The organism is Variovorax sp. 05T418, assembly GCF_056396385.1.
The window spans coordinates 86190-106566 of sequence record NZ_JBFTLJ010000013.1; the positions used below are offsets into that span (position 1 = coordinate 86190).

The window sequence follows — 20377 nt, forward strand, 5'->3', positions numbered from 1 at the left end:
GTTCGGTGCCGTCGCGCAACGAGCGCGCTCAGGCGGGCTGGCGCAGCGGCCGGAACGCCGCGCGCAGTTCCTCGCTGAACAGCTGCGGCTGTTCCCAGGCGGCAAAGTGGCCGCCCTTGCCGGCTTCGTTGAAGTAGTAGAGCGTTCGATAGGCGCGCTCGGCCCAGCTCCTGGGCGCGCGGTAGATCTCGCCCGGGAACACGGTGATGGCCACCGGAATCGAGATGTCCTGCGTCTTCTGCGCCGCCGCGCTGAAATTGTTGTTGTTGTTCTCCCAATAGAACCTCGAGGAGGAAGCGGCCGTGTCGGTGAGCCAGTAGAGAGTGATGTCGTCGAGCATCTCGTCCCGGCCGAGCACGCGCTCGGGTTCGCCGCCGCTGTCGGTCCACTGCGCGAACTTCTCGTAGATCCACCCGGCCAGGCCAGCCGGCGAGTCGGCCAGCGGGTAGCCGATCGTCTGTGGGCGCGTCACCATCATGGCGCCGTAGGCGGCGCCGGTCTTGAAGAAGGCGCTGAGCGTGTTGAACGCCGCGCGCTCGGGCGCCGACAGCCCGGCCGGCGCGGGATCCCCGTTGTTGATGGGCTTGACCAGTTCCGCGGGCACGGTGGCGGGCATGTTCAGGTGGATGCCCCGCAGGCCTTGCGGTGCCTGGCGTGCCATTGCATCCGAAATGACCGAGCCGTGGTCTCCACCCTGGGACACGTAGTGCGTGTAGCCCAGCCGCTTCATCAGCGTGTCCCACGCGCGGCCCACGCGCTCGGGGCCCCAGCCGGTCTCCCTGGGCTTGCCGGAGAAGCCGTGGCCGGGGATGGACGGGATCACGACATGGAACGCGTCGGCGGCACTGCCTGCGAAGGCGGTCGGGTCGGTCAGGGGCCCGATTGTTTTCAGGAACTCCAGCATCGAGCCCGGCCAGCCATGCGTCAGCACCAGCGGCAACGCGTCCGGATGGCGGGAGCGCACGTGGATGAACTGGATGTCGACGCCGTCGATCGTGGTGATGAACTGCGGCAGTGCATTGAGCCTGGCCTCGAGCTTGCGCCAGTCATAGCCGGTTTCCCAGTAGCGGACCAGCGCCTGCAGCCTGGCCAGCTGAACGCCTTGCGATGTATCGCCGACCGTCTCGCGGTCGGGCCAGCGCGTGGCCCTGAGGCGCCGCCGCAGATCGGCGATTGCATTCTCGGGAACATCGATGCGGAAGGGCCGTATCGCGTCGCCTTGCGCTGCGGCGCTTTTGTCGGCAGGCGTCGCCGCAAAGGTCGCGGCCGCAAAGGTCGTGGCCGCCGAACCTGCAAGAAGGCCCGCCGTTGCCACCAGCGCACCGCGGCGCGTGAGGGTGGGGTGGAACGCCGCGCGGCGGCTGGATGCATCGGAATCTGTCATGGTCGTTTGCCTTGTGCTGGTGAATGGGAATCTGTGCGACGCGGCGCCTGGCCGCGTGCTGCCGAAGGACCGTGCGCGGAAGCAAGTCCTCTATCGGCTGGCGGCTTCGACGATGAGCTTCGCGACCACGTCGGGCCTGGACGTCATCACCACGTGCGAGGCGCCCTTGACGACCACCGTCTTCACCGACTTGGCACGCGCTGCCATGAAGGCCTGCGCCGCGGGCGGAATGTTCTTGTCGGCGTCGCCGTAGACGAACCACGAAGGCACCGTCTTCCACGCGGGAGCGCCCGCCGGCTCGCCGAGCGCCGACTCGGCGATGGGGCGCTGGGTCGCGGCCATCAGGCGCGCGGCCGCGGCCGGAACGTCGGCCGCGAACTGGTCGTGGAACCTGTTCTTCAGGATGTACAGGTCCTTGCCGCCATCGGCCAGTGCGACCGGCGGTGCCAGCGCGGGCCCGAGCGTGCTGCCGGGAAACTTGCCCGCAAGATCGGCCGCCGACTCTCCGGCTTCAGGCGCAAAGGCGGCGACGAAGACAAGCGCCTTCACGTTGCTCTTGCCGGTGGCGGCGCTGGAGATCACGGAGCCGCCATAGGAATGGCCCACCAGCACCACCGGTCCCTTGACCGCATCGACGATGCTCGCGACTTCGGCCGCATCGGACTTGACGCCGCGCAGCGGGTTGGCGGCGGCGATCACCGGATAGTGCTTTGCCTCGAGCTTGCGGATGACGCCATCCCAGCTCGACGATTCCGCGAAGGCACCGTGCACGAGCACGATGGTGGGCTTGGCTTGCTGTGCAGTGCTTGGGGTCTGTGCCGAAGCATTGAACGTGAAGGCGCCAGCCAATGCCATGAGGCCCACGGCGGCCAGGGTGCGGGCGAAGCGGCGGCTGAGATTTTTCATTTGGTTTTTCCTGCGGTTGAAGTGAAGGGCAATGAAGAGTGATCGCCTTTTGCAACCCGTGACGAGCGCGGCGGGGCAAAGCACGGCCGCGTTTATAGGGCCCGCCTCCACGTGCACTGCAGATGTCTGTATGCCACTGTGTCGGCCCGGCAGGGCGACATGAACAAATACACGGATGCCTCGCAGATGAAACGTAGTGTGGGCGTCCGGCCGTGCAGATACACAGGCATACGGAACCCCGTTTGCAAGCGGCAGGGGCGCTGAAATCCACGCGTTCAGGCGCCGCGGAGCCTTCACGCCCGGCGGCAATTTCCAACGCACAAGGTCCACTACCTCATGAATCGAAACCACACAACGCGCCATGCGCGCCCGTCTTCATGCCAAGGCACGCTGGCAAAGCTCACCGGCTTCGGCCTGCTTGCGCTCGCGGCAGCGGCCGGCGTCTTCGCCGCAACCTCCAGCGCTGCGGAGGAGGACGCGAAGACTTCGGATGCCTCGCCCTTGTACGGCGTCACCCTTCCCAAGGGCTACCGTCAGTGGCAGCTGATTGCGCCGGCAATCGAGGCGGAGCCATTGAACGAACTGCGCGTGGTGCTCGGCAATGCCAAGGCAATCCAGGCCTACGACCAGGGCACGCTGCCCTTCCCCGACGGAACCATCCTCACCAAGCTGGCATGGAAGCATGTGCAGTCGCCGGAATTCGCGCCTGCGTCGATCCCAGGCGCAGCGACCACCGTGCAGGTGATGGTGAAGGACTCGAAAAAATTCGCGGCCACGGGCGGATGGGGATTCGGCCGCTTCGTCGACGGCAAGCCCGCGGACCTGGCGCAGCACCAGACCTGCTTCGCCTGCCACCAGGCGCTGGTGAAGAACCACGACTACGTGTTCACGCGGCTTGCGCGCTGATGCTACGGACGACTCGAGTGCGCAGCCCGCGCCGTGCTGGCCGACCCTCCAACGGAAAAAGGGGCGCCCCTTGCGGAAGCGCCCCTTCGTCTTTCAGTTGAGCCTGGAGCCTTTCGGAAGCCGACTCGCCAGCCACTCGTGCACGTCGGCTCGCACATTCCGTCCCTCCAGGAGGAAGTCTTCCCACCTGCTGGGAACATACGGAAGATAGACCAGCTTCATGCCGGCTTCCTCCGGCGTCCGGTCCGCTTTTTCGGAGTTGCACGCGCGGCAAGCGGCCACCAGATTCATCCAGTCCCAGGTACCGCCGCGGCTCTCGGGAACGATGTGCTCGCACGTCAGGTCCTGCTCGCGGAATCGCTGGGCGCAGTACGCGCAGATGAAGCGATCTCGGACAAAGAGCTTGCGCCGGTTGAAGGCGGGCGTGTGCTCGAACAAGTTGACCTTTGCACAGCCTTTGAGAGCGATGATCGGTGAAATCTCGAGCCGGGACTGCACGCCGCGCGCCACATTGAAGCCGCCACGCATCGTGGCCAATGGGCCTGCGCCGTCTTCCCAGACGACAGCACCAGTGGCGTAGTGGGATGCTGCCTGCTCGAGCGAAATCCATGCTTGAGGCGTGCCCTGGACATCCAGCTGAAGTACTTGGGGTTTCATGGTGAAGGCCTCCTTTCATGGCCGAGCGATTGTTGGACTCGCCTGTGGTGCGGGCAGAGAATTTCGAAATCTCGGCCTACCGGTTAAAAGCCGGTTGCTCTGCCTCTGAGCTATACCCGCGACGCGCGTGTGACCTGAGGTCTGGCGGCAGTTTGTGAAGAGATGGGGTGCACGAACGGGATCGAACCGTCGTCAGCTGGACCACAACCAGCGGCTCTGCCATTGAGCTACGCGCACCATTGAACTGGTAGCCGCAGATGGGAACGATCCATCGGCCCCCGCCTTATCGAGACGGTGCTCTGCCACTGAGCTATGCGGCTGAAGGCAAGTGGCTCCTCGACCTGGGCTCGAACCAGGGACATCCGCATTAACAGTGCGGTGCATCTACCAACTGAGCTACCGAGGAAAAAAAGAAAAGAACCGCGTGTGAGATGTTTGGCCCCGCGCACACGATTCGAACGTGCAACCCCCGGCTTCGTAGGCCGGTGCTCTGATCCAGTTGAGCTAACGCGGGAGGGAAATGACTTGGAGAAATTGGCGAATGCGGAGCGAGTCGAACGCTCGTGCGTGGTGGGTGGGTGGCGATCCGTAAGGGAGTTGAACCCTTGGCTTCCTCCTGGACAGGGAGGCACTCTGGCCGCTGAGTTAACGGATCACTGTATGTGGTGAAGAAACTGGCGGAGCATGTTCGATTCGAACGAACGAGCCGCTTGCGCGGCCACGGCTTAGCAAGCCGCTGCCTTGGACCTCTCGGCCAATGCTCCAATGGTGTCCGGTTACGAGTTCCGGCGACGCCCAATTTTTGCGTCCGGTTTCCACGAGAGGACGATCTGCATCGCCCTGTCTCGCTCTTGTGTTGGTCCGTGTTGCAGGGTTCGAACCTGCGACCCTCTGGTCCCAAACCAGATGCGCTACCAGACTGCGCCAAACACGGATTTTCTTTCGATCAATTTACTGGCAGACCGTGCACGATTCGAACGTGCGATTGCCTGAGTCAAAGTCAGGTGCCTTAGTCCAGCTTGGCGAACGGTCTGTATGCATTTGCGCCAACCTTGAGTTGACAGAAAGCGATGGTTGCGCGAGCAAGATTTGAACTTGCGATCTCGAGCGTATGAAACTCGCGGGGACGGCCAGGCTCCCCTACCGCGCTGTGTGTGATGCTGATGAATGTCGATGTGGAGTCGTATGCGGGATTCGAACCCGCGTCTACAAGGATGAAAACCTTGCGTCCTAAGCCACTAGACGAATACGACATGAATCTGCGAATGGAGCCCGCAGTCCGAATCGAACGGACGACCTCTCGCTTACAAGGCGAGCGCTGCTACCAGCTGAGCTATGCGGACGAAACTTTGTCCGTGCTACGAGAAATGGCGAGCACCGAAGGAGTCGAACCTTCAACCGCCGGTTTTGGAGACCGGTGTTCTGCCAGTTGAACTAGGCACTCAAGAAGCTGGTGGTCCCCCAAGCAAGCCTCGAACTTGCATGACTTTCGTCGCCGGATTCTGAGTCCGGTGCGTCTACCTGTTCCGCCATCGGGGGTGGTTCCATTTCGGTTGTGTCTTCACGCGATTCGAGCGCTTGCGCGCCCACGTCGACATCGCTGCACATGGCTGGGTCCAGACCGTGCACATCCCTCCAGGCCGCCGACGCGGTTGGCCTCTGGAGGTGCTGCAAAGGCACACCCGAAATGGAGCAGCAGGAGGGCTTCGATCCCTCGGCCTCAACGTTGGCGACGTTGCGCTCTACCTGGCTGAGCTACGGCTGCAAGTTTTTTGCGAGTCGGTGGCCCCACCAGTGAGGGGCGCGACTCGCGGCAAATTTTTAAGGATCACCCACCGGCGCCACTCGCCGGGTGAGTTCACGGCAGCGCGATCACTGCTGTGGCGGCCGGCACCAGGTGCCGTTCGCAGTTGTGTGCGGTTCGATCCGCACGGAAAAAACAAAAAGGCCCGGAATCCACTTGGGAATCCGGGCCTCTGGCGAGAGAGCTTGGAAGGTGCGCGCCTACGCACTACCTCCACCCGGGTGCGGCTGATCCTCGTACTGCTGTCCGAGCCACAAGCTGGCCGGAATCGCGGGAAAGGAGTTCAGCTGCGAATGCATCTTGAATGTCGTCAGGTTGCTGCCACCACAAAACAAGACGCGCACGAACGTCCGGCCCGATGCGGGTCGATGGTTCAGTGAGCTCAGGTTTGCGTTCACGATGGTTCCAGTGGTTGGCGAGTTCTCGATGAATCGAAGGTGGTTGCGGAAGAAACTGGACGAATCAATTTCGTCGATGGATGTAATGTAAACTGGGTTTACTGCGCGACGCAATACTTTTTTTGGGTGTTGTGTCTTTTTCTCACTCCACGTCCGTTCACACGGACGCTTTGCTCCGCCGCTCCCAGCATGTCCCTGCCTGCCATTCGTCGCAATAATGTCCTGATCCTCTTCGGCGACTTCGTTGCGGAGCGTGCGTCCAATGGGGCGGAACCGCTCGGCCTGGCGGCGAAGTTCGCGGAGAAGCTGCAGATCTCCGCGAGCATGTGGAGCCAGATCAAGAAGGGCCGCGTCATTTCCGACAAGCTCGCACGGCAGATCGAGAGCCGTTGTGGCAAGGAGCCACTTTGGCTCGATGCGCCTCAAAGCGCGGAGCCGTTGCAGGACCCGGGGGAGGAGCGCTTCGTCGAGCTGGCCCGCCGAGCCTATAGAGCTCAGAACGCGCGCGGCAAGCGTGCGCTGAGGACCATCTTGCTGGAGCATGGGGCGCCTCAGAAGGAGTGAGTGGGGCGGTCTTCTTCTGCCGTCTGGGATGCCTGACTGGAACGCCACGCAAGCTGGGCGTGAAGCGCAGGAGGTGCAGGGGCGCCAAGAAGTGGCTGCGGGACGCGCGGCCAAGTTCCAGGAAAAGCCAAGGCCGCAACCAGGACCATGGTCAGCCGCGCCGGAGTGCGCGGCCGATCCAGGCCTGCAGCTCGCGCGCGTCGATCGGCTTCTCGATCAGGCACAGCGCGGTGCTCGCCTGCACGCGCTCGCGCACACGGGCCGATGCGAGCGCGGTGATGAACAGCGTGGGAACGTCGATGCCCTGGCCCAGGAGCCGGTCCAGCAACTCGATGCCGTCCATCGCCGGCATTTGCACGTCGCAGACCAGGCATTGCGTATGGGTCGCCATGCCGGAGGCAAGGAAGGCCGGGCCCGACGCGAACTCGCGCGCTTCCCAGCCGAGCGAGCGCACGAGGCTGCTGGTCGCGGCGCGCACGAAAGGATCGTCGTCGACGATGGACACGAGTTCGATGCTGAGGGGTTGCAAGGGAAAAATCCGGGCTCTTTGACCTGGCAAGCGGCCGGGACGATCCCGCCGCCGCTGCCCGGTGCCCCAGATTAGCGCCGCCAGCGGGCGGCGCCATCATATGTAGGTATGGATGGCCGGCGCGCGCCCGTTGCCGGCCGGCCAGGGAGCACGGTCAGACGGCCGCGCCTTTTGCCTTGCCGAAGAGCTGCTGCGCCTGTTGAAGGTCCGTGGTGTCGAAGCCTTCGGTGTAGTGGGCAAGGATGCCTTCCAGCAGGGCTCGCGCCTCGCGCTCGCGTCCGGCTGCCTGCCACATCCGCGCAAGGTCGGTCGCCGTTCGCAGCTCCCACGCGCGGGCGCCTTGCTGCCTGCTGCTGGCGAGCGACTGGACGAGGCACTCCTCGGCTTGCGCCGCGTGCGAAGGCGGCAGGCACGACAACGCGCGGGCCTTGGCCCGAAGGAGTTCCGGAAGGTTGTACAGGTCGCCTTTTGCATGCACCAGCGCCAGGGTGTCGTCCAGCAGTTCCAGCGCGTCGGCTGTCTGCCCCAGGGCGGTCAGGCCCTCGGCCAGCGTCAGGTTGAATGCCGTGGTGAGCAGCTCGTAGCGGGATTCGCGAAGCTCCACCAGGCAGTCCTGGATCGCCTGGACGCCGCGCCCGGCATCGCCGCGCCTGACGGCCAGTTCGCCCTTGACCCCCCGGCCCACGGCCAGGTACGGCGTGAGCGAATGGGCCTCCGCATAGGCGATGAATCGGTCGATGTCCCGTTCGGCGCGTTCCAGGTCGCCGACCCACATGTACACCGACACCGCCCAGATCAGCGCGATGCACAGCGTGACGGGATGGTCCAGTTGCCGCGCTTCGTCGACGGCGCGCTGCGCGAGCACGACGGCCTGCGACGGGTAGCCCTGGAGCCACAAGGTCCTGGCCAGCGCGATGCGGGCGCGGTTGCGCAGATCGAATCCAGAGTAGATGCTGCTGTCCTGCAGCGAATCGGGCGACCCGGCGAGCGCGGCTTCGAGCAGGCGCCTGGCCTCGGGCTGATCGCCCAGCAGATGGTTGCAGAGCCCGACCAGCGAATTCGCCGCGGCCACCGCGGTCGCGTCGCCGATGGTGCTGGCCACGCGGGCGCAGCGATGCGCGTATTTCAATGATTCGACGAAGTCGCCGATACGCTCGTGAAAGATCTGGAGCCGGCCAAGCAGCTGGACCTGGCTGGCGGCATCTTCCAGTGCCTCGGCCACCTCGAGGCTGCGCTCCAGAGCCGCCCGCACCTCGTCGCTGTTGCCGCGGGTGAACATCTGCGAGACACCGATGGCTGCCTGCAGGTGCATTTCGGTCGAGCTGCCGCGCAGTGCGGGCGTGAGCTGCGCAAGCGCTCGCCTCGACCAGCCGTGGCACTCGGCCAGCAATGACTTCGCCAGGAACGCAGGCACTGCGGCCGATGCGAGCGAAACGCCCAGCTCCGTCGCGCGGCCCCGGCCGAAACACCACGTGAGGGCGGCGCGGATGTTGCCCAGGTCGGCTGTCTCCGAGGCGCCATCGGGCGCATGCCCGGCGCCGCGGGACGCCGCCATCTGTTGCAGCCGGTCCCTAAAGTAGCGCGCGTGATGCAGCGACGCGTCGTCCACGGTCGCTTCGTCGGCCTTCGAGAGTGCGTAGGTGCGCGTGCTTTCCAGAAGGCGGTACTGGGTGAAGGCGCCCGACGGCCGGATGGCAAGCAAGGACTTCTCCGCCAGGCTCGCGATCGCGGCGACGATCTGTTCCTTCGACAGGTTGTCCGCATCGGCCACATGGCGCGCGGCATCGAGCGAAAAGTACCCGACAAAGACGCACAGGCGGCACAGCACCCGCCGTTCGTGGATGTCGAGAAGCTCGTAGCTCCAGTCCAGCGTGGCTTGCAGCGTGGCGTGCCGCGGCTGCGCGCCGCGCTGGCCGAGCCATGAAAGCGCGAGCCGCTCGTCCAGCAGCGTGGCGGTCTGGTGCAGCCCATAGGTCGACACGCGGCGCGCCGCGAGTTCGATGGCCAGCGCCACGCCATCGAGCTTTCTGCAGATGTTCGCGATGATCGGCGCGTCGGTGCCGTCGAGGTCGAGCGTGCTTCCGCTGGCCTCGGCCCTGTCCACGAACAGGCGCGTGGCGGGATACGCGAGGATCTCGCGCGCGCCGAGGCCGGGAAGGTCCGGCGGACTGGCAAATGGATTCAGCGGGTGGACATACTCTCCCCGGACCCGCAGCGCCTCCCGGCTCGTGGCCAGGATATGGATGCTGGGCGCGGCCTGGAAGATTCTCTCGGCCAGCGAAGCTGCCGCCGCGATCACGTGTTCGCAGTTGTCCAGGACAAGGAGCATCCGGCGCTCGCGCAAGTACGAGATCAGGCTGGGAACCGGATCGGCGGAACGCACCGAGAGCCGCAGCATCGAGGCGATGGCGGTCGGGACCAAGGAAGGATCGGTGAGTGTCGCCAGGTCCACGAAGACGACCGCGCCGGCGAAATCGGCCAGCAGATCGTGCCCGGTCCGGACCGCGACCGTCGTCTTGCCGACGCCCCCGGTACCCACCAGCGTGACGAAGCGTCCCTTGGCAAGCTGCGCCGCAATGGCGGCCAGATCCCCGCTGCGCCCGACCAGCAGGCCCGGCGGCGCAGGCAAGCCAGGCTCGACCGGCGACTCGTCCCGCTGCGCCTGCACCTCCGGCTCGGCAAAGGTCCTGGAAATCTTGGCGACGAAGCAGTAGCCGCGGCCGACGATGTTCGACACATAGCGGGCGCCATCCTGCCCATCGCCGAGCGCCTGCCGCAGCATCGTGATCTGGTAGCGCAGGCTTCCGTCTGAAATGACCACGCCGGGCCAAGCCTCTGCCAGCAGTTCCTCCTTGCTCACCACGGCGTTGGCCCTGGCGATCAGCGCGAGGAGCACATCCATGGCGCGGCCACCCAGATCCAGCGGCACGCCGTTGCGCGCCAGCAGCCGCTCGTTGACTCGCAGGGTGAAAGGGCCGAATGAAACGATCTCGCCTGGCTGGGCGAGCGGTTCTTTCCTGATGGCCGGTGGCGGGCTCAATGGAATGCGGGACGAAATTGGATTTGAAAGTTCCTGGATGCTCCGCTCACGAATGGCAGCAGATTCGCGCGTCGCCGAGGCCGCCGGAGTTTACAGCCAGAGGCTCATCGGCCTCGGTGCGAAGACGCGACGGCATTTCTGGTATTCATCAGCGCACCGCAAAAATGCAGCGGGCGGCGCCTTGCCCCTCCGGCGCCTGCATCCGCGCCTGCGTCACGCAACCACGAGCGGCAGCGTCAACCGTGCCTCGAACCCGCCGCTGCGGCGGTTCTCCAGATGGAGCTCGCCCTGCATCGCCTGCACCAGGCGCCGGGAGATCGCCAGGCCGAGGCCGGACCCGGGCTTGCCCTCTTGCAGCTGCTGCCCCCGCACCCAGGGGGAGAGGACGGCGTCGATCTGCGCCGGCCGGATGCCCGGGCCGGAGTCGACCACGGCCAGCACGAGGCTCGTCGTATCGACGCGGGCGCAAACGCGCACGTCCGTGCCGTAGCGCAAGGCGTTGTCGATCAGGTTGGCCAGCACGCGCCGCAGCGCGAGGGGACAGGCAACCACCGGCTGGCCGATGCATCCGTCGAGCGCAATCGCACGGCCCGAGTCGCGGTAGTTGCGCACCAGGTTGCCGATCAGGCCATCGGCGTCGACCCGCTGCAGCGGCTCGGCCAGGCTGTGCTGCATCCGCGCGCAGGCGATGCTGCCCTCGACCAGCTCGCGCATCTCGGCGAGGTCCCGCTCCATGGCCTTGCGCGCCTCGGCGTCCCCGAGCATTTCGCAGCGCAGTCCCATGCGGGTGAGCGGCGTGCGCAGGTCGTGCGCATAGCCGGCCTGCACGTCCAGGTGCTGCGCCTGGCGCTCGGCCTGCCGGCGGCCGAGCGTATTGACCGCGCGCGCCACCCGGCCGATGTCGGCCGGACCGCTTTCTTCCAGCGCAGGTATGCGGGCGTCGCTTGCCGCGCGTTCCAGCATGACGGCCAGGCGCGCCGCACTCGCACGGTGGGCCCGGAGCTTGAATCCGAGGAACGCCGCCACCAGCGCGAGGCCGGCGAGCAGCGGCATGCCCAGGAGCCACGGCGTGCTGCCGCCGATCGTGCAGGCCGTTGGTGCAAGCGCCGACGCATGCGCGTTCTGCCCGAACGCGAGGACGGCGAGCGCGCGGGCCGCGGCCAGCGCCATGCCGCTGGCGGTATTGGGATGGATGGTGCCGATGGACTTCAAGGGGCTGCAGGTCATCTCTTTCTCCGTTCGCCGGCGCAACGGCCGGCACAAAGGAGATGACATCACGGGGGAGGGCGCGCGCACCATTGCACCAGCGTTCGGCCAACCCCTACGAAGGTTTGCCCTCACCATGCGTCCGTGTGGACCGGTGAGGGCGTGCCGAGCGGCGCGTTCAGTGCGCGGCCTGCAGGAGGCCGAGCGCTTCCATCTTGCGCACCAGCTCCGCGACCGAGCGCGAGTTCATCTTGCGCATCGCCTGGCCCCGATGGATCTTGGCGGTGATCTCTGCAATGCCCATGCGGGCGGCGATCTGCTTGTTCATCAGGCCCGCGGCCACATGCTGCACCACCTCGCGCTCGCGCGGCGTGAGCGAGTCCCAGCACACGCGCAAGGCATGCAGCGAGTGCCCGAGCGCCAGGCGCCTGGCGTCCTTGTCCAGCGCGGCGGTGACCGCATCGATCATGTCCTGCTCGCGAAAGGGCTTGCTCAGGAAGTCCATGGCGCCGGCCTTCATCGCCCGCACGGTCATGGCGATGTCGCCGTGGCCGGTCATGAAGATGATGGGGATCGGCGCGCGGCCGGGCTGCAGCAGGGTTTGCTGCAAGGCCAGGCCGCTCTGGCCGCGCAGTCGCACGTCCAGCACCAGGCAGGAAGCGCCGCCGGCACGCGGCGCGGCAAGGAATTCCTCGGTGTCGGCGAAGGTGCGGACCTCCAGGTCGATCGAACGCAGCAGGCTGCCCAGCGCATTGCGCACGAGTTCGTCGTCATCGACGATGTAGACGACGCGCGTATCGCGGTCCGCCTGCAAGGGTGGGGAGAGATCGGTGGCAGGATGCATGGGTGGTCGGCTCAGGTCGGTTGCACCGGATCGGGGCGCGGCAGCGTGAATACGGCACGCGTGCCCACCGTCTCGCGCGGCAGCAGGGCCAGCGTCCCGTCGTGCGCATCGAGGATCGACTTGCAGATCGCCAGGCCCATGCCCATGCCGTTGGCCTTGGTGCTGAAGAGGGGCTGCAGCAGCCGGTCGGCGTCCTCGGCGCCGATGCCGGTGCCGACGTCGTCCACCGCGACGCGCACGCGGCCTTCCTGGTCGCTCGCGCATGCCAGCAGCAGCCGCCGCGGTGTGCCGTGCTCGAGCCCCGTCATCGATTCGGCGCCGTTCATCAGCAGGTTCACGGCAACCTGCTGCAGCTGGACGCGGTCGCCGTAGACCGGCTCCGGCGCGTCCAGGCCCTGCAGCTCGAGCACGATGCCCAGCGATTCGAGCGGGCCGGCAACCAGCGTCACCGCTTCGCGCAGTGCTTCGTTGAGGTCGAACACCGCAAACTGCGGCTCGGCCTTGCGCGCCTTGGCCCGCAGGCCCTGGATGATGGTGCGGGCCCGCAGCGCGCTCTTGCTGATGTGGATGAGCATCTCGCGCGCTTCCGAAATATCCGGCGTGCTGCGATCGAGCCAGCGCAGCGCGGCGCTGGCGGAGGTGTCGACGGCCGCGATCGGCTGGCCGATCTCGTGGACGATGGACGCCACCAGTTCGCCCATGGCCTTCAGGCGGCTCGCGCGCTCGAGTTCGGCAAGCGCCCCGCGCAGTTCTTCTTCGGCAAGGGCGCGCTGGTGGTTCTGTTCGAGCAGCTCTTCGTAGAGGCGGGCGTTCTCCAGCGCGAAGGCCGCATGCGAGGCGATCACTTCCAGCACCTCGGCCTTGGATTGCGTGAAGACGTGGGCCGCAAGGTTGTTCTCGAGGTACAGCACGCCGATGAGCGTCGCATGGCGCATCAACGGCACGCACAGGACCGAGCGCGGCCGCCGGCGGCGCACGTAGTCGTCCTGGGCCAGGGACGGCTCCTCGCGCGCATCGCCCACCACGATGCGCTGCTGGGTGCGCGCGACGGACTGCACGATCGATACCGGGCAGGTGCCGCTGCCGAGCGCGACCGGCTCCTGCGTCACCGAGATGGCGCCATCCAGCACCTGGGCCTGCGCGCGCACCTGCCAGGCGCCCTGGCGCAGCAGCGTCAGCGTGCCGTAGCCGGCGCCGGCACTCTCTAGCGCGGTGCGCAGCAGCGTTTCCACCAGCCGCGCGGGAACGATGTCGCTCGCGAGCGCTGTCGAGATGCGCAGCACGGCCTGCGCGTCGAGCGCCTGGAGGCGGCTCGCGGCGGGCGCCCATGCGTCTTGCTCGAACACCGCGGGATGGGCGGCCTGCAGCTGCCGCACCTTGGCCGTGGCGCCCCAGCGCTGCCATGCGCCGCGTGCGTAGCGCAGGTGGCCGTGCGCGGACAGTTCATCCCCGCGGCCGGCGTGGAAGGCGGCGGCCAGTTCGGCGGCCAGCGCCTCGACCTGCGTGAAGCCGTTGCGGCGGGCCTTCGACACCGCGTGCGCATAGGCCTCGCTCGCTTCGAGCGGCCTGCCGTCGACGCGGGCCAGCTCGGCGCGCACCAGCTCGAAGCGGGCCGAGAAGTTGTCGGGGCAGGCCAGGGCCCAGGCGGCAAGCTGGTCCACGTCGCGCTGCAGCGCCGCCTGCTGCGCGGCGTTGCGCGCGGGCAGCGCGAGCAGCGCCAGCGCGCCGTAGTACGGCAGTTCGCCGCTCTCGGCAAAGGTGCGTCCCGCCGACGCACAGGCCTCGGCGCGGCCACGGGCCTCGAGCGCCTCCGCGAGCTCGCCGCACAGCAGCGCGCCCTCCAGCCGGTACACCCAGTATTCGAAGTCCACCAGCGTGGGCGGCGCGCCTTCCGGGGGCAGGCGCGGCGCTTCGCCGGGGTCGCCGCGGGTGCCGTCCTGCAGCCGTGCCAGCAGCAGTTTCTGGGACAGCAGCGCATCGACCACGAACTGGAAATTCGCGTCGCGCGCGATGGCCAGGCCGCGCTCGACCGTGTCGCGCACCTCGCCCAGGAATTCGCCCGCGAACAACATGCCGGAGGCCTCGTTGGGGGCGCAGTAGATCGCGAAGGTATGGTCCGCGGTCTCCACCAAAACCTTGTAGGCGCGGCGGATGTAGTCGCGCGCCGCGCGGGCGGGTTGCGTCCAGGGCACGATCATGGTGCCGAAGGCCATGTGGACGCGGCCGCGGTAGCGGACGAGGCCGCGCTCGTCGACCAGGTGCAGTGCCAGCGCGCCGAACTCGCGCGCCGCGGCGTAGTTGCCATAGCGCACGCCGAAGACCTGCGTCATGCACACGTACCCGTCCGCCGAGGCATCCGTGTGGCCGTGCACGATCCCGAGGTTGGCCATGCGCAGCAGGATCAGGTCGACCAGGTTCTGGTCGGTATACAGCGCCGGCGGAATGAGGTCGGCAAAGATGTTGGTGATGGCGCGGCGCAGCGGATCGGTCGCGACCGGCAGCTGCCGCAGCGCGTCCATGCCATGGCGCTCGAGCCACGCCTGGAGCTGCGCGTATTCGCGGTCGACGGCGGCGTCGTCGGGCTGCATCGGCACGTGGATGCCCGACTTGCGCAGGAACGCCAGCCCGACGCCCAGCGCCAGGTCGAAGCGGCCGAGCGTGGTGTAGAGCGCGGCCCGCAGGCGCGCCAGGTCCGCGCCGAAGATGCCGTCGCCCGCCACCTGCTCCAGTGCCGCCAGGCGCGCCTCGGCGACTTCGAGCGCACCGGTCATGAATTCGGCCTCGCCGCACGAGGCGCGCGCGGCAAGGCCGTCCTCGCTGACATCGTCCTCGCCGAGGAAGTCGAGCGCGGCGCGGAAGAAGCCCAGGGCCGAATGGTGTGCCGTTGCGGCCTTGGCCTGGCGTCCGGCCTCGAGGTTGAGCCTGGCGAAGCGGCGCCGCTCGTGGGGCGCATCGACCGCCGGCCGCGCGAGCCCGGCCTGCGCGGCAATCGCGAACACCTGCGCCGACATGGCCGGGTGCGCAAGCTGGCGGCGCGCGACCTGCAGGTGCAGCGGTGCGCGCTCCTCCGGCGGGATCGAGGCGTAGGCCGCTTCGCGGAAGCGATCGTGGCAGAACACCCAGTCACCGTCCTCGCGGCAGACGCTGCCGGCCTGCAGCGCCGGTTCGAGCGCCGCTTCGAGGCTGCGCAGCGCGTCGGCGCCGGAGGCCAGGCCCGCGGCGACGGCGAGCGCTTCGCCCGAGGCACGGTGGCCAAGGCAGGAAAGCAGCTGCAGCACGGATTGCGTGGGGCCCGGCAGCTGTTCGAAGCGGCGCGCCAGCAGGTCGACGACATTGTCGATGCCCGGATGGGCCGCGATGCGCTCCAGGCTCCAGCGCCAGGCCGCGGCCTGCGCATCGTAGGCAAGCAGGCCGTCGTCGGCGAGGAGCCCGAGCAGGTGCTGGGCAAAGAACGGGTTGCGCCGGGTCTTGCGGCCGATCACCTCGGCCAGCGGACCGAGCGCATCGGCATCCTGCTGCAGTGCCTGCGCGATCAGTTCGCGCAGGGCGCCCTCGTCGAGCGGGCCGAGTTCCATGGTTGCCGCGTCGGGCACTTCGGCAAGCCGGCCCGTGCGCAGCGGATGGTTCGCGTCCACCTCCTTGGCGCGGAACGCGCCGACCAGCAGCAGCGCCTTGCCGGGATACTGGTGAAGCAGGCGCTCGAGCACCTGCAGGGTTCCCGCATCCGCCCATTGCAGGTCGTCCAGCCACAGCAGCAGGGGCCGCGCGGCCGTTGCAAAGCAGGCCAGCAGGCGTGCCATGCCGTGGAGCACGCGCTCCCGTTCGATCGCGGGTGCGGTGTCTGGTGATTCGGGCGTCTCGGCCTGCGGGCCGAGCACCAGGGCCAGGGAGGGCAGGAAGCCGGCGAGGGTGCGATCGACCGCGTTCGTGGCGGCGCGGATCCGGTCCTGCCAAATCGCGAACTCGTCCTCGGGGCAGCCGAGCACGAACTGCAGCAGCTGCTCGAGCGCCTGCACCAGCACCGCGTAGGGCCTGCCGAGGCTGCCTTCCTCGCTCTTGACCGCCGCCAGCAGCGGCGTGCCCGATTGCTGGATGCGCGCCACCGCCTCGCGCAGCAGTATCGATTTGCCGATGCCCGATGGGCCCGAGACCCAGGCGACGCGCGATCGCGCACTGCCCGCGACTTCGCGGTAGAGCGCGTCCAGCATCTGCAGCTCGGCATCGCGGCCCAGCACCTGCTGCGTGCGCAGCATCCTGTGCAGCGTGGCGTGGGCGTCGAGCGCGAAGGGCGGAATGCATCCCCGCTGGCGCTGCAGCGTCTCGCAGTGGCGCAGGTCCGCGAGCACGCTCGCAGCGCTGCCATAGCGGTGATCGGGCGCTTTCTCGAGAAGCTTCAGGACCAGCAGCGACAGTTGCGCGGGGACGCCCTCTCGCAGTTCGCCGGGCGGGCGGGGCTTTTGCGTCGCATGCGCGTGGATCCGTTCCGCAACGTCTTCGCCCTGGAAGGGAGGCCTGCCGGCCAGCAGTTCGTAGAGGATGCAGCCGAGGGAGTAAAGATCGGCGCGCGCATCGACGCGAATGTTCATGCGCCCGCCGAGTTCGGGCGCCATGTAGTCGAAGCTGTCCTCGTCCCATGCCAGGCTGCCTTCGGCCGGCACGCCGTTGTCCGCATCGAGCCGCGCTGCGTAGCCGAAACCCGTCAGGTAGGCGCTTGCGCCGGGCGTGCACAGCAGGCGATCGGGCGTCAGCGCACGGTGCATCACGCCTGCCGCGTGCATGGCCTGCACGGCGGCGGTGAGCTGGAGTGCCAGCGCAACGAATGCTTCCATGTTGCGGACCGGCCGGGCGGTCCGGCGCAGCAGTTCGCCGCCCGGGTCTTTGAGAACCAGCAGCGCCCCTTCGCCGTGCGGCACCAGCGCCATCGGCACCGCGGCCCAGTTCTCGTGCAAGGCGCTGCGGAACGCATATTCGCGCTGGAGCGTGGCCAGTGTGGCCGGGGCGACCTGGCCGCGCCCTGCAACAAGCCAGGATGCGCAGCCGGCGGCGCTGGCGCGTTCCAGGCGCGGCGTGCCTGTGCCCAGGTCGTAAAAATCCCGCGAAAGCAGGCCTGCACCGGAGAACTGCTGTTCGACGGTCTCCTGTACCGCAGCAAAAATATGCAGACGGCCGTGTGCGGGCTCGGTTTCCGCGCGATCGAGGTAAAGGGTGCTGTCCGGGATCTCTGCCTGGCGGCGCTCGCTGAGTTCTTCTTGTCGCATGGGGGTAGCTTCCGAAGGAGGTTCGGTTCTGGACATGCCTCTGTGCGATCCGGACGCCCCGGTCCGCTGCTGCTCGGCATGGTCTTGAGACGGGTGTCCTTTCGCTGCGTATCTATTGGAGCGCAAATGCCCGCGTGGAGGCAGTCGGGAGCGTTGGCGTGTGTTAGGCGTTGTTAGGCCTGGCCTTCAGGGTGCTTCACGTCGCGCCGCAAGGCCGACGACTTGGAAACGTAGTGTGTGCAATTCCAGCGCTGACACATAGGCATACGCGATCTGTGCCGGAAGGGGAGGGCGCGACAAACAATTCATTCGCTCTCTCTACCCAAGCTCACTTCACTACCAAGGAAATCACCATGAAGCTCTCTCGAATCGCCAGTGCTGCCTCGTTCTCCATCCTTGCCGCTCTCGTTGGAGTGCAGGCCCATGCCGAGGAATATCAAGGCGTGTTGCAGACGCACTCGACGCTCGCCCGCAGCGACGTTCGCGCCCAGGCTGTCGCGGCTGCGCACGCCGCAGATCCCTATGCCGATGGCGCCTCTTCGGGTGTGGTTGCGGCGCTGCCCTCCACGCTCGACCGTTCCGCAGTGCAGGCCGAAGCCCGCGCCCTCGCTCACGCGCCGGCCCAGAACCTCTATGTCGAGGCCTTCGTCAACAGCCGGGTGCCTGCCCAATACGGCATCCACGGGGTACTCCCGACGCGCCAGGCGGGCATCGCCGATGGCGTGACCTTGCGCTGAACGCCGGAGCCCCAGCATGACCACGAGATCCAACGTGCTGATCGGCATCGCGGCCGTTGCAGCCTCGGTCGGCATATTCACCGCGGCGGCAGCGCCGTCCGGAGGCGACATACCCGCTAGCGCCGCGCAGACCGCGCCCGAGTTCCAGAACATCGACCAGTGGCTCAACTCCCCGCCGCTGAAGCTGCAGGACCTGCGCGGCAAGGTCGTGCTCGTCGACTTCTGGACCTACACCTGCATCAACTGCCTCAACCACTTGCCCTACGTCCAGGCGTGGAACGAGAAGTACAAGGACAAGGGCCTCGTCGTCGTGGGCGTGCACACGCCGGAGTTCGCGTACGAGAAGTCCACCCGGAACGTGCAGGACGCGATCAGCCGGCTGCAGATCAAGCACGCCGTTGCGCAAGACAACCACTACGCCACCTGGAAGGCCTTCAACAATCAGTACTGGCCGGCGGTCTACCTGATCGACAAGCAGGGAAAGATCGTCTACTCGCACTTTGGCGAAGGCAGCTACGCCACCACCGAGAAAAAGATTCAGTCGCTGCTGGCCGAACCGGCGTCCGCGGCGGGAAGCTAGGATGAAACGCTTCCTATCCAGCGGGTGTCACTTGCACCGTGTAGCCGATTTGCTGAAGTCGTCGGATGAGGCGGTTCGCGGTTTTGTGAGCGTCGGCGCGGTCGAAGTGGACGGCGCCCAGGTCCAGCCATTCGGTGCCGTCGCGCAGCATGTGCCAGGCGGCGGTGAGCATCGAGGCGGCCACGGCGATGATGGCCTTCTTGGCGCCGCGTCGGGCGCGCAGCCGGTGGAACTGCGCCTGCAGATAGCCGCCCTTGACCCTCACGGCGGACCAGGCGGCCTGCACCAGCGTGGTCTTGAGCCATTGGCCACCGCGGCGCAGCCGGGTGGAGCGGCGCTTTCCGGCGCTCTCGTCGTTGCGCGGGCACAGGCAGGCCCAGGACAGCAGGTGGCCGGGCGTGGCAAAGCGCGACATGTCGATGCCGATCTCGGCCACGATCACATGGGCGCTGACGGCGCTCAGGCCCGGCATGGTGCTCAGGAGCTTGGCGGCTTGTCGAAACGGCTCGAGCCCCAGGCCCACCTCCTTCTCGATGGCGGCGATGGCCTGGTCCAGCGCGTCGATATGGCTCAGGTGCAGCTTGAGCATGAAGCGGTGGTGCGTACTGACGCGCCCGCGCAGCGCCTCCAGCAACTCGGCGCGACTGGCCTTGACGCGCCCGATGCAGGAGATCAGGTGCTGCGGGTCGTCCTGGCCGTCGATGATGGCCTGCAGCACCGCGCGCGCGCTCTTGCCCAGGATGTCGCTGAGCACGACGCTGAGCTTGAGGTTGGCGTCTTCGAGCACCTTCTCGATGCGTTGCGCATGCGCGCTCCTCTCGCGCACGAACTGCTTGCGGGTGCGCGTGAGCGTGCGCAGCTCCTGCACGGCCACCGGCGGCACGAAGCTGGCGCGGATCAGGCCGTGGGCCAACAGGTCGGCCAGCCACATCGAGTCGCTGACGTCGGTCTTGCGCCCGGGCACGTTCTTCACGTGCGCAGCGTTGGCCAGCACCAGCTCGAAGTGGCTTTCGAGCACATGCCACACCGGCTTCCAGTACACCCCGGTGGCCTCCATGGCGACCACCTCGACCTGGAAGGAGTCCAGCCAGTCGCACAAGCTCAGCAGAGCCGAGGTGGTGGTGGCAAAGGTGCGCACTTCCTGCAACGGGGGGCCGTCGCCAGCGATGCGCACGCACGCCACCACGGTTTGTTTGTGAACGTCCAGGCCCGCGCAGCGGGAATGAATGACTTCCATGATCGCCTCCAATGTGCGGCGACATCGGCGTGCGGCCCACGTCATCGAACTCTAGGATGCGTGCTCAAGGGCGCCAAGCCCCAGGCGACAGTACGGGGTGCTCGTGGAGCCGCGGGTCCCACTGAGATACGGGCTAAACGCACCAAGTTTGAACCGACCTCTGTGCCGGACGCCGCAGCAGCAATTAAAGCCGCGTTTCATGCGGCGCGGAAGGCGCATGGCGCCATGGACCACTGAGATGAAGAAGCTCTGGTTCGCGCTGCTTTTCCTTGCGGGCGGTTTCGCGCATGAAGTGCGCAATCCGGTGAGCTGCCAATGCATCACCGC

Annotated in this window: 13 protein-coding genes and 15 tRNA genes; 4 read left to right on the forward strand and 24 right to left on the reverse strand. The window is 67.1% G+C overall.

Translation table 11 applies throughout. The features are described 5' to 3' along the window. Window positions 1–28: 28 nt before the first annotated feature. Both AC1DMS_RS23660 and AC1DMS_RS23665 read right to left on the reverse strand, forming a co-directional pair. Window positions 29–1384, reverse strand: a complete 1356-nt coding sequence (locus AC1DMS_RS23660) for an epoxide hydrolase family protein (RefSeq protein ID WP_369664741.1) — start codon at window positions 1382–1384, stop codon at window positions 29–31. A 90-nt stretch (window positions 1385–1474) separates the two neighbouring features. Next, window positions 1475–2290, reverse strand: a complete 816-nt coding sequence (locus AC1DMS_RS23665) for an alpha/beta fold hydrolase (RefSeq protein ID WP_412512365.1) — start codon at window positions 2288–2290, stop codon at window positions 1475–1477. Between the two features lie 336 nt (window positions 2291–2626). On the opposite strand from AC1DMS_RS23665, the gene AC1DMS_RS23670 reads away from it, so the two are divergent. Beyond that, on the forward strand, window positions 2627–3196 hold the full coding sequence (locus AC1DMS_RS23670) for a cytochrome P460 family protein (RefSeq protein ID WP_369664739.1): 570 nt from the start codon (window positions 2627–2629) through the stop codon (window positions 3194–3196). A 93-nt stretch (window positions 3197–3289) separates the two neighbouring features. Here AC1DMS_RS23670 and AC1DMS_RS23675 read toward each other — a convergent pair whose 3' ends face one another. From AC1DMS_RS23675 to AC1DMS_RS23750, 16 genes are all read right to left on the reverse strand, one after another. Next, the gene (locus AC1DMS_RS23675) at window positions 3290–3853 is read right to left on the reverse strand and encodes an HNH endonuclease (protein ID WP_062365228.1); all 564 of its coding nucleotides are present in this window, start codon (window positions 3851–3853) and stop codon (window positions 3290–3292) included. A gap of 45 nt (window positions 3854–3898) precedes the next feature. After that, a tRNA-Lys gene (locus AC1DMS_RS23680) sits at window positions 3899–3973 on the reverse strand. A 43-nt stretch (window positions 3974–4016) separates the two neighbouring features. After that, window positions 4017–4090: transfer RNA gene (locus AC1DMS_RS23685), tRNA-His, on the reverse strand. An 8-nt stretch (window positions 4091–4098) separates the two neighbouring features. Further along, window positions 4099–4173, reverse strand: a tRNA-Ile gene (locus tag AC1DMS_RS23690). Window positions 4174–4182: 9 nt separating this feature from the next. Further along, a tRNA-Asn gene (locus tag AC1DMS_RS23695) sits at window positions 4183–4259 on the reverse strand. A 30-nt stretch (window positions 4260–4289) separates the two neighbouring features. Then, window positions 4290–4367 (reverse strand) — tRNA-Arg (locus tag AC1DMS_RS23700). 65 nt (window positions 4368–4432) lie between these two features. Next, window positions 4433–4508 (reverse strand) — tRNA-Asp (locus tag AC1DMS_RS23705). Between the two features lie 20 nt (window positions 4509–4528). Beyond that, a tRNA-Ser gene (locus tag AC1DMS_RS23710) sits at window positions 4529–4617 on the reverse strand. A gap of 93 nt (window positions 4618–4710) precedes the next feature. Further along, a tRNA-Pro gene (locus tag AC1DMS_RS23715) sits at window positions 4711–4787 on the reverse strand. 21 nt (window positions 4788–4808) lie between these two features. Beyond that, window positions 4809–4886: transfer RNA gene (locus AC1DMS_RS23720), tRNA-Gln, on the reverse strand. 38 nt (window positions 4887–4924) lie between these two features. Further along, window positions 4925–5003, reverse strand: a tRNA-Met gene (locus AC1DMS_RS23725). 26 nt (window positions 5004–5029) lie between these two features. After that, window positions 5030–5106, reverse strand: a tRNA-Glu gene (locus AC1DMS_RS23730). A 13-nt stretch (window positions 5107–5119) separates the two neighbouring features. Beyond that, window positions 5120–5196 (reverse strand) — tRNA-Thr (locus tag AC1DMS_RS23735). A 25-nt stretch (window positions 5197–5221) separates the two neighbouring features. Then, a tRNA-Trp gene (locus AC1DMS_RS23740) sits at window positions 5222–5297 on the reverse strand. A gap of 10 nt (window positions 5298–5307) precedes the next feature. After that, window positions 5308–5392: transfer RNA gene (locus AC1DMS_RS23745), tRNA-Leu, on the reverse strand. A gap of 149 nt (window positions 5393–5541) precedes the next feature. Then, window positions 5542–5618, reverse strand: a tRNA-Gly gene (locus AC1DMS_RS23750). 626 nt (window positions 5619–6244) lie between these two features. On the opposite strand from AC1DMS_RS23750, the gene AC1DMS_RS23755 reads away from it, so the two are divergent. Beyond that, the gene (locus tag AC1DMS_RS23755; RefSeq protein ID WP_015866188.1) at window positions 6245–6619 is read left to right on the forward strand and encodes a hypothetical protein; all 375 of its coding nucleotides are present in this window, start codon (window positions 6245–6247) and stop codon (window positions 6617–6619) included. Window positions 6620–6770: 151 nt separating this feature from the next. On the opposite strand, the gene AC1DMS_RS23760 is transcribed toward AC1DMS_RS23755, so the two are convergent. The 5 genes from AC1DMS_RS23760 to AC1DMS_RS23780 form a co-directional block, all read right to left on the reverse strand. After that, complete coding sequence (locus tag AC1DMS_RS23760) at window positions 6771–7148, reverse strand: response regulator transcription factor (protein ID WP_015866189.1); 378 nt, start codon at window positions 7146–7148, stop codon at window positions 6771–6773. 154 nt (window positions 7149–7302) lie between these two features. Continuing rightward, window positions 7303–10188 (reverse strand): winged helix-turn-helix domain-containing protein, encoded by a 2886-nt coding sequence (locus AC1DMS_RS23765; RefSeq protein ID WP_015866190.1) that lies wholly within the window; start codon window positions 10186–10188, stop codon window positions 7303–7305. A 213-nt stretch (window positions 10189–10401) separates the two neighbouring features. Further along, the gene (locus AC1DMS_RS23770; RefSeq protein WP_015866191.1) at window positions 10402–11415 is read right to left on the reverse strand and encodes an ATP-binding protein; all 1014 of its coding nucleotides are present in this window, start codon (window positions 11413–11415) and stop codon (window positions 10402–10404) included. 157 nt (window positions 11416–11572) lie between these two features. Next, complete coding sequence (locus AC1DMS_RS23775) at window positions 11573–12238, reverse strand: response regulator transcription factor (RefSeq protein ID WP_015866192.1); 666 nt, start codon at window positions 12236–12238, stop codon at window positions 11573–11575. A gap of 11 nt (window positions 12239–12249) precedes the next feature. Beyond that, complete coding sequence (locus AC1DMS_RS23780) at window positions 12250–17496, reverse strand: trifunctional serine/threonine-protein kinase/ATP-binding protein/sensor histidine kinase (RefSeq protein WP_015866193.1); 5247 nt, start codon at window positions 17494–17496, stop codon at window positions 12250–12252. 353 nt (window positions 17497–17849) lie between these two features. Here AC1DMS_RS23780 and AC1DMS_RS23785 point away from each other — a divergent pair, with 353 nt between their 5' ends. Together AC1DMS_RS23785 and AC1DMS_RS23790 are read left to right on the forward strand one after the other, a co-directional pair. Then, window positions 17850–18233, forward strand: coding sequence for a hypothetical protein (locus AC1DMS_RS23785; RefSeq protein ID WP_015866194.1), 384 nt, complete (start codon window positions 17850–17852; stop codon window positions 18231–18233). 16 nt (window positions 18234–18249) lie between these two features. Continuing rightward, window positions 18250–18813: a thioredoxin family protein gene (locus tag AC1DMS_RS23790; RefSeq protein WP_015866195.1), complete on the forward strand. Its 564-nt coding sequence runs from the start codon at window positions 18250–18252 to the stop codon at window positions 18811–18813. A gap of 13 nt (window positions 18814–18826) precedes the next feature. On the opposite strand, the gene AC1DMS_RS23795 is transcribed toward AC1DMS_RS23790, so the two are convergent. Next, entirely contained in the window at window positions 18827–20050 is a 1224-nt protein-coding gene (locus AC1DMS_RS23795) for an IS110 family RNA-guided transposase (protein ID WP_436288372.1), read from the reverse strand. Between the last annotated feature and the right edge of the window lie 327 nt (window positions 20051–20377).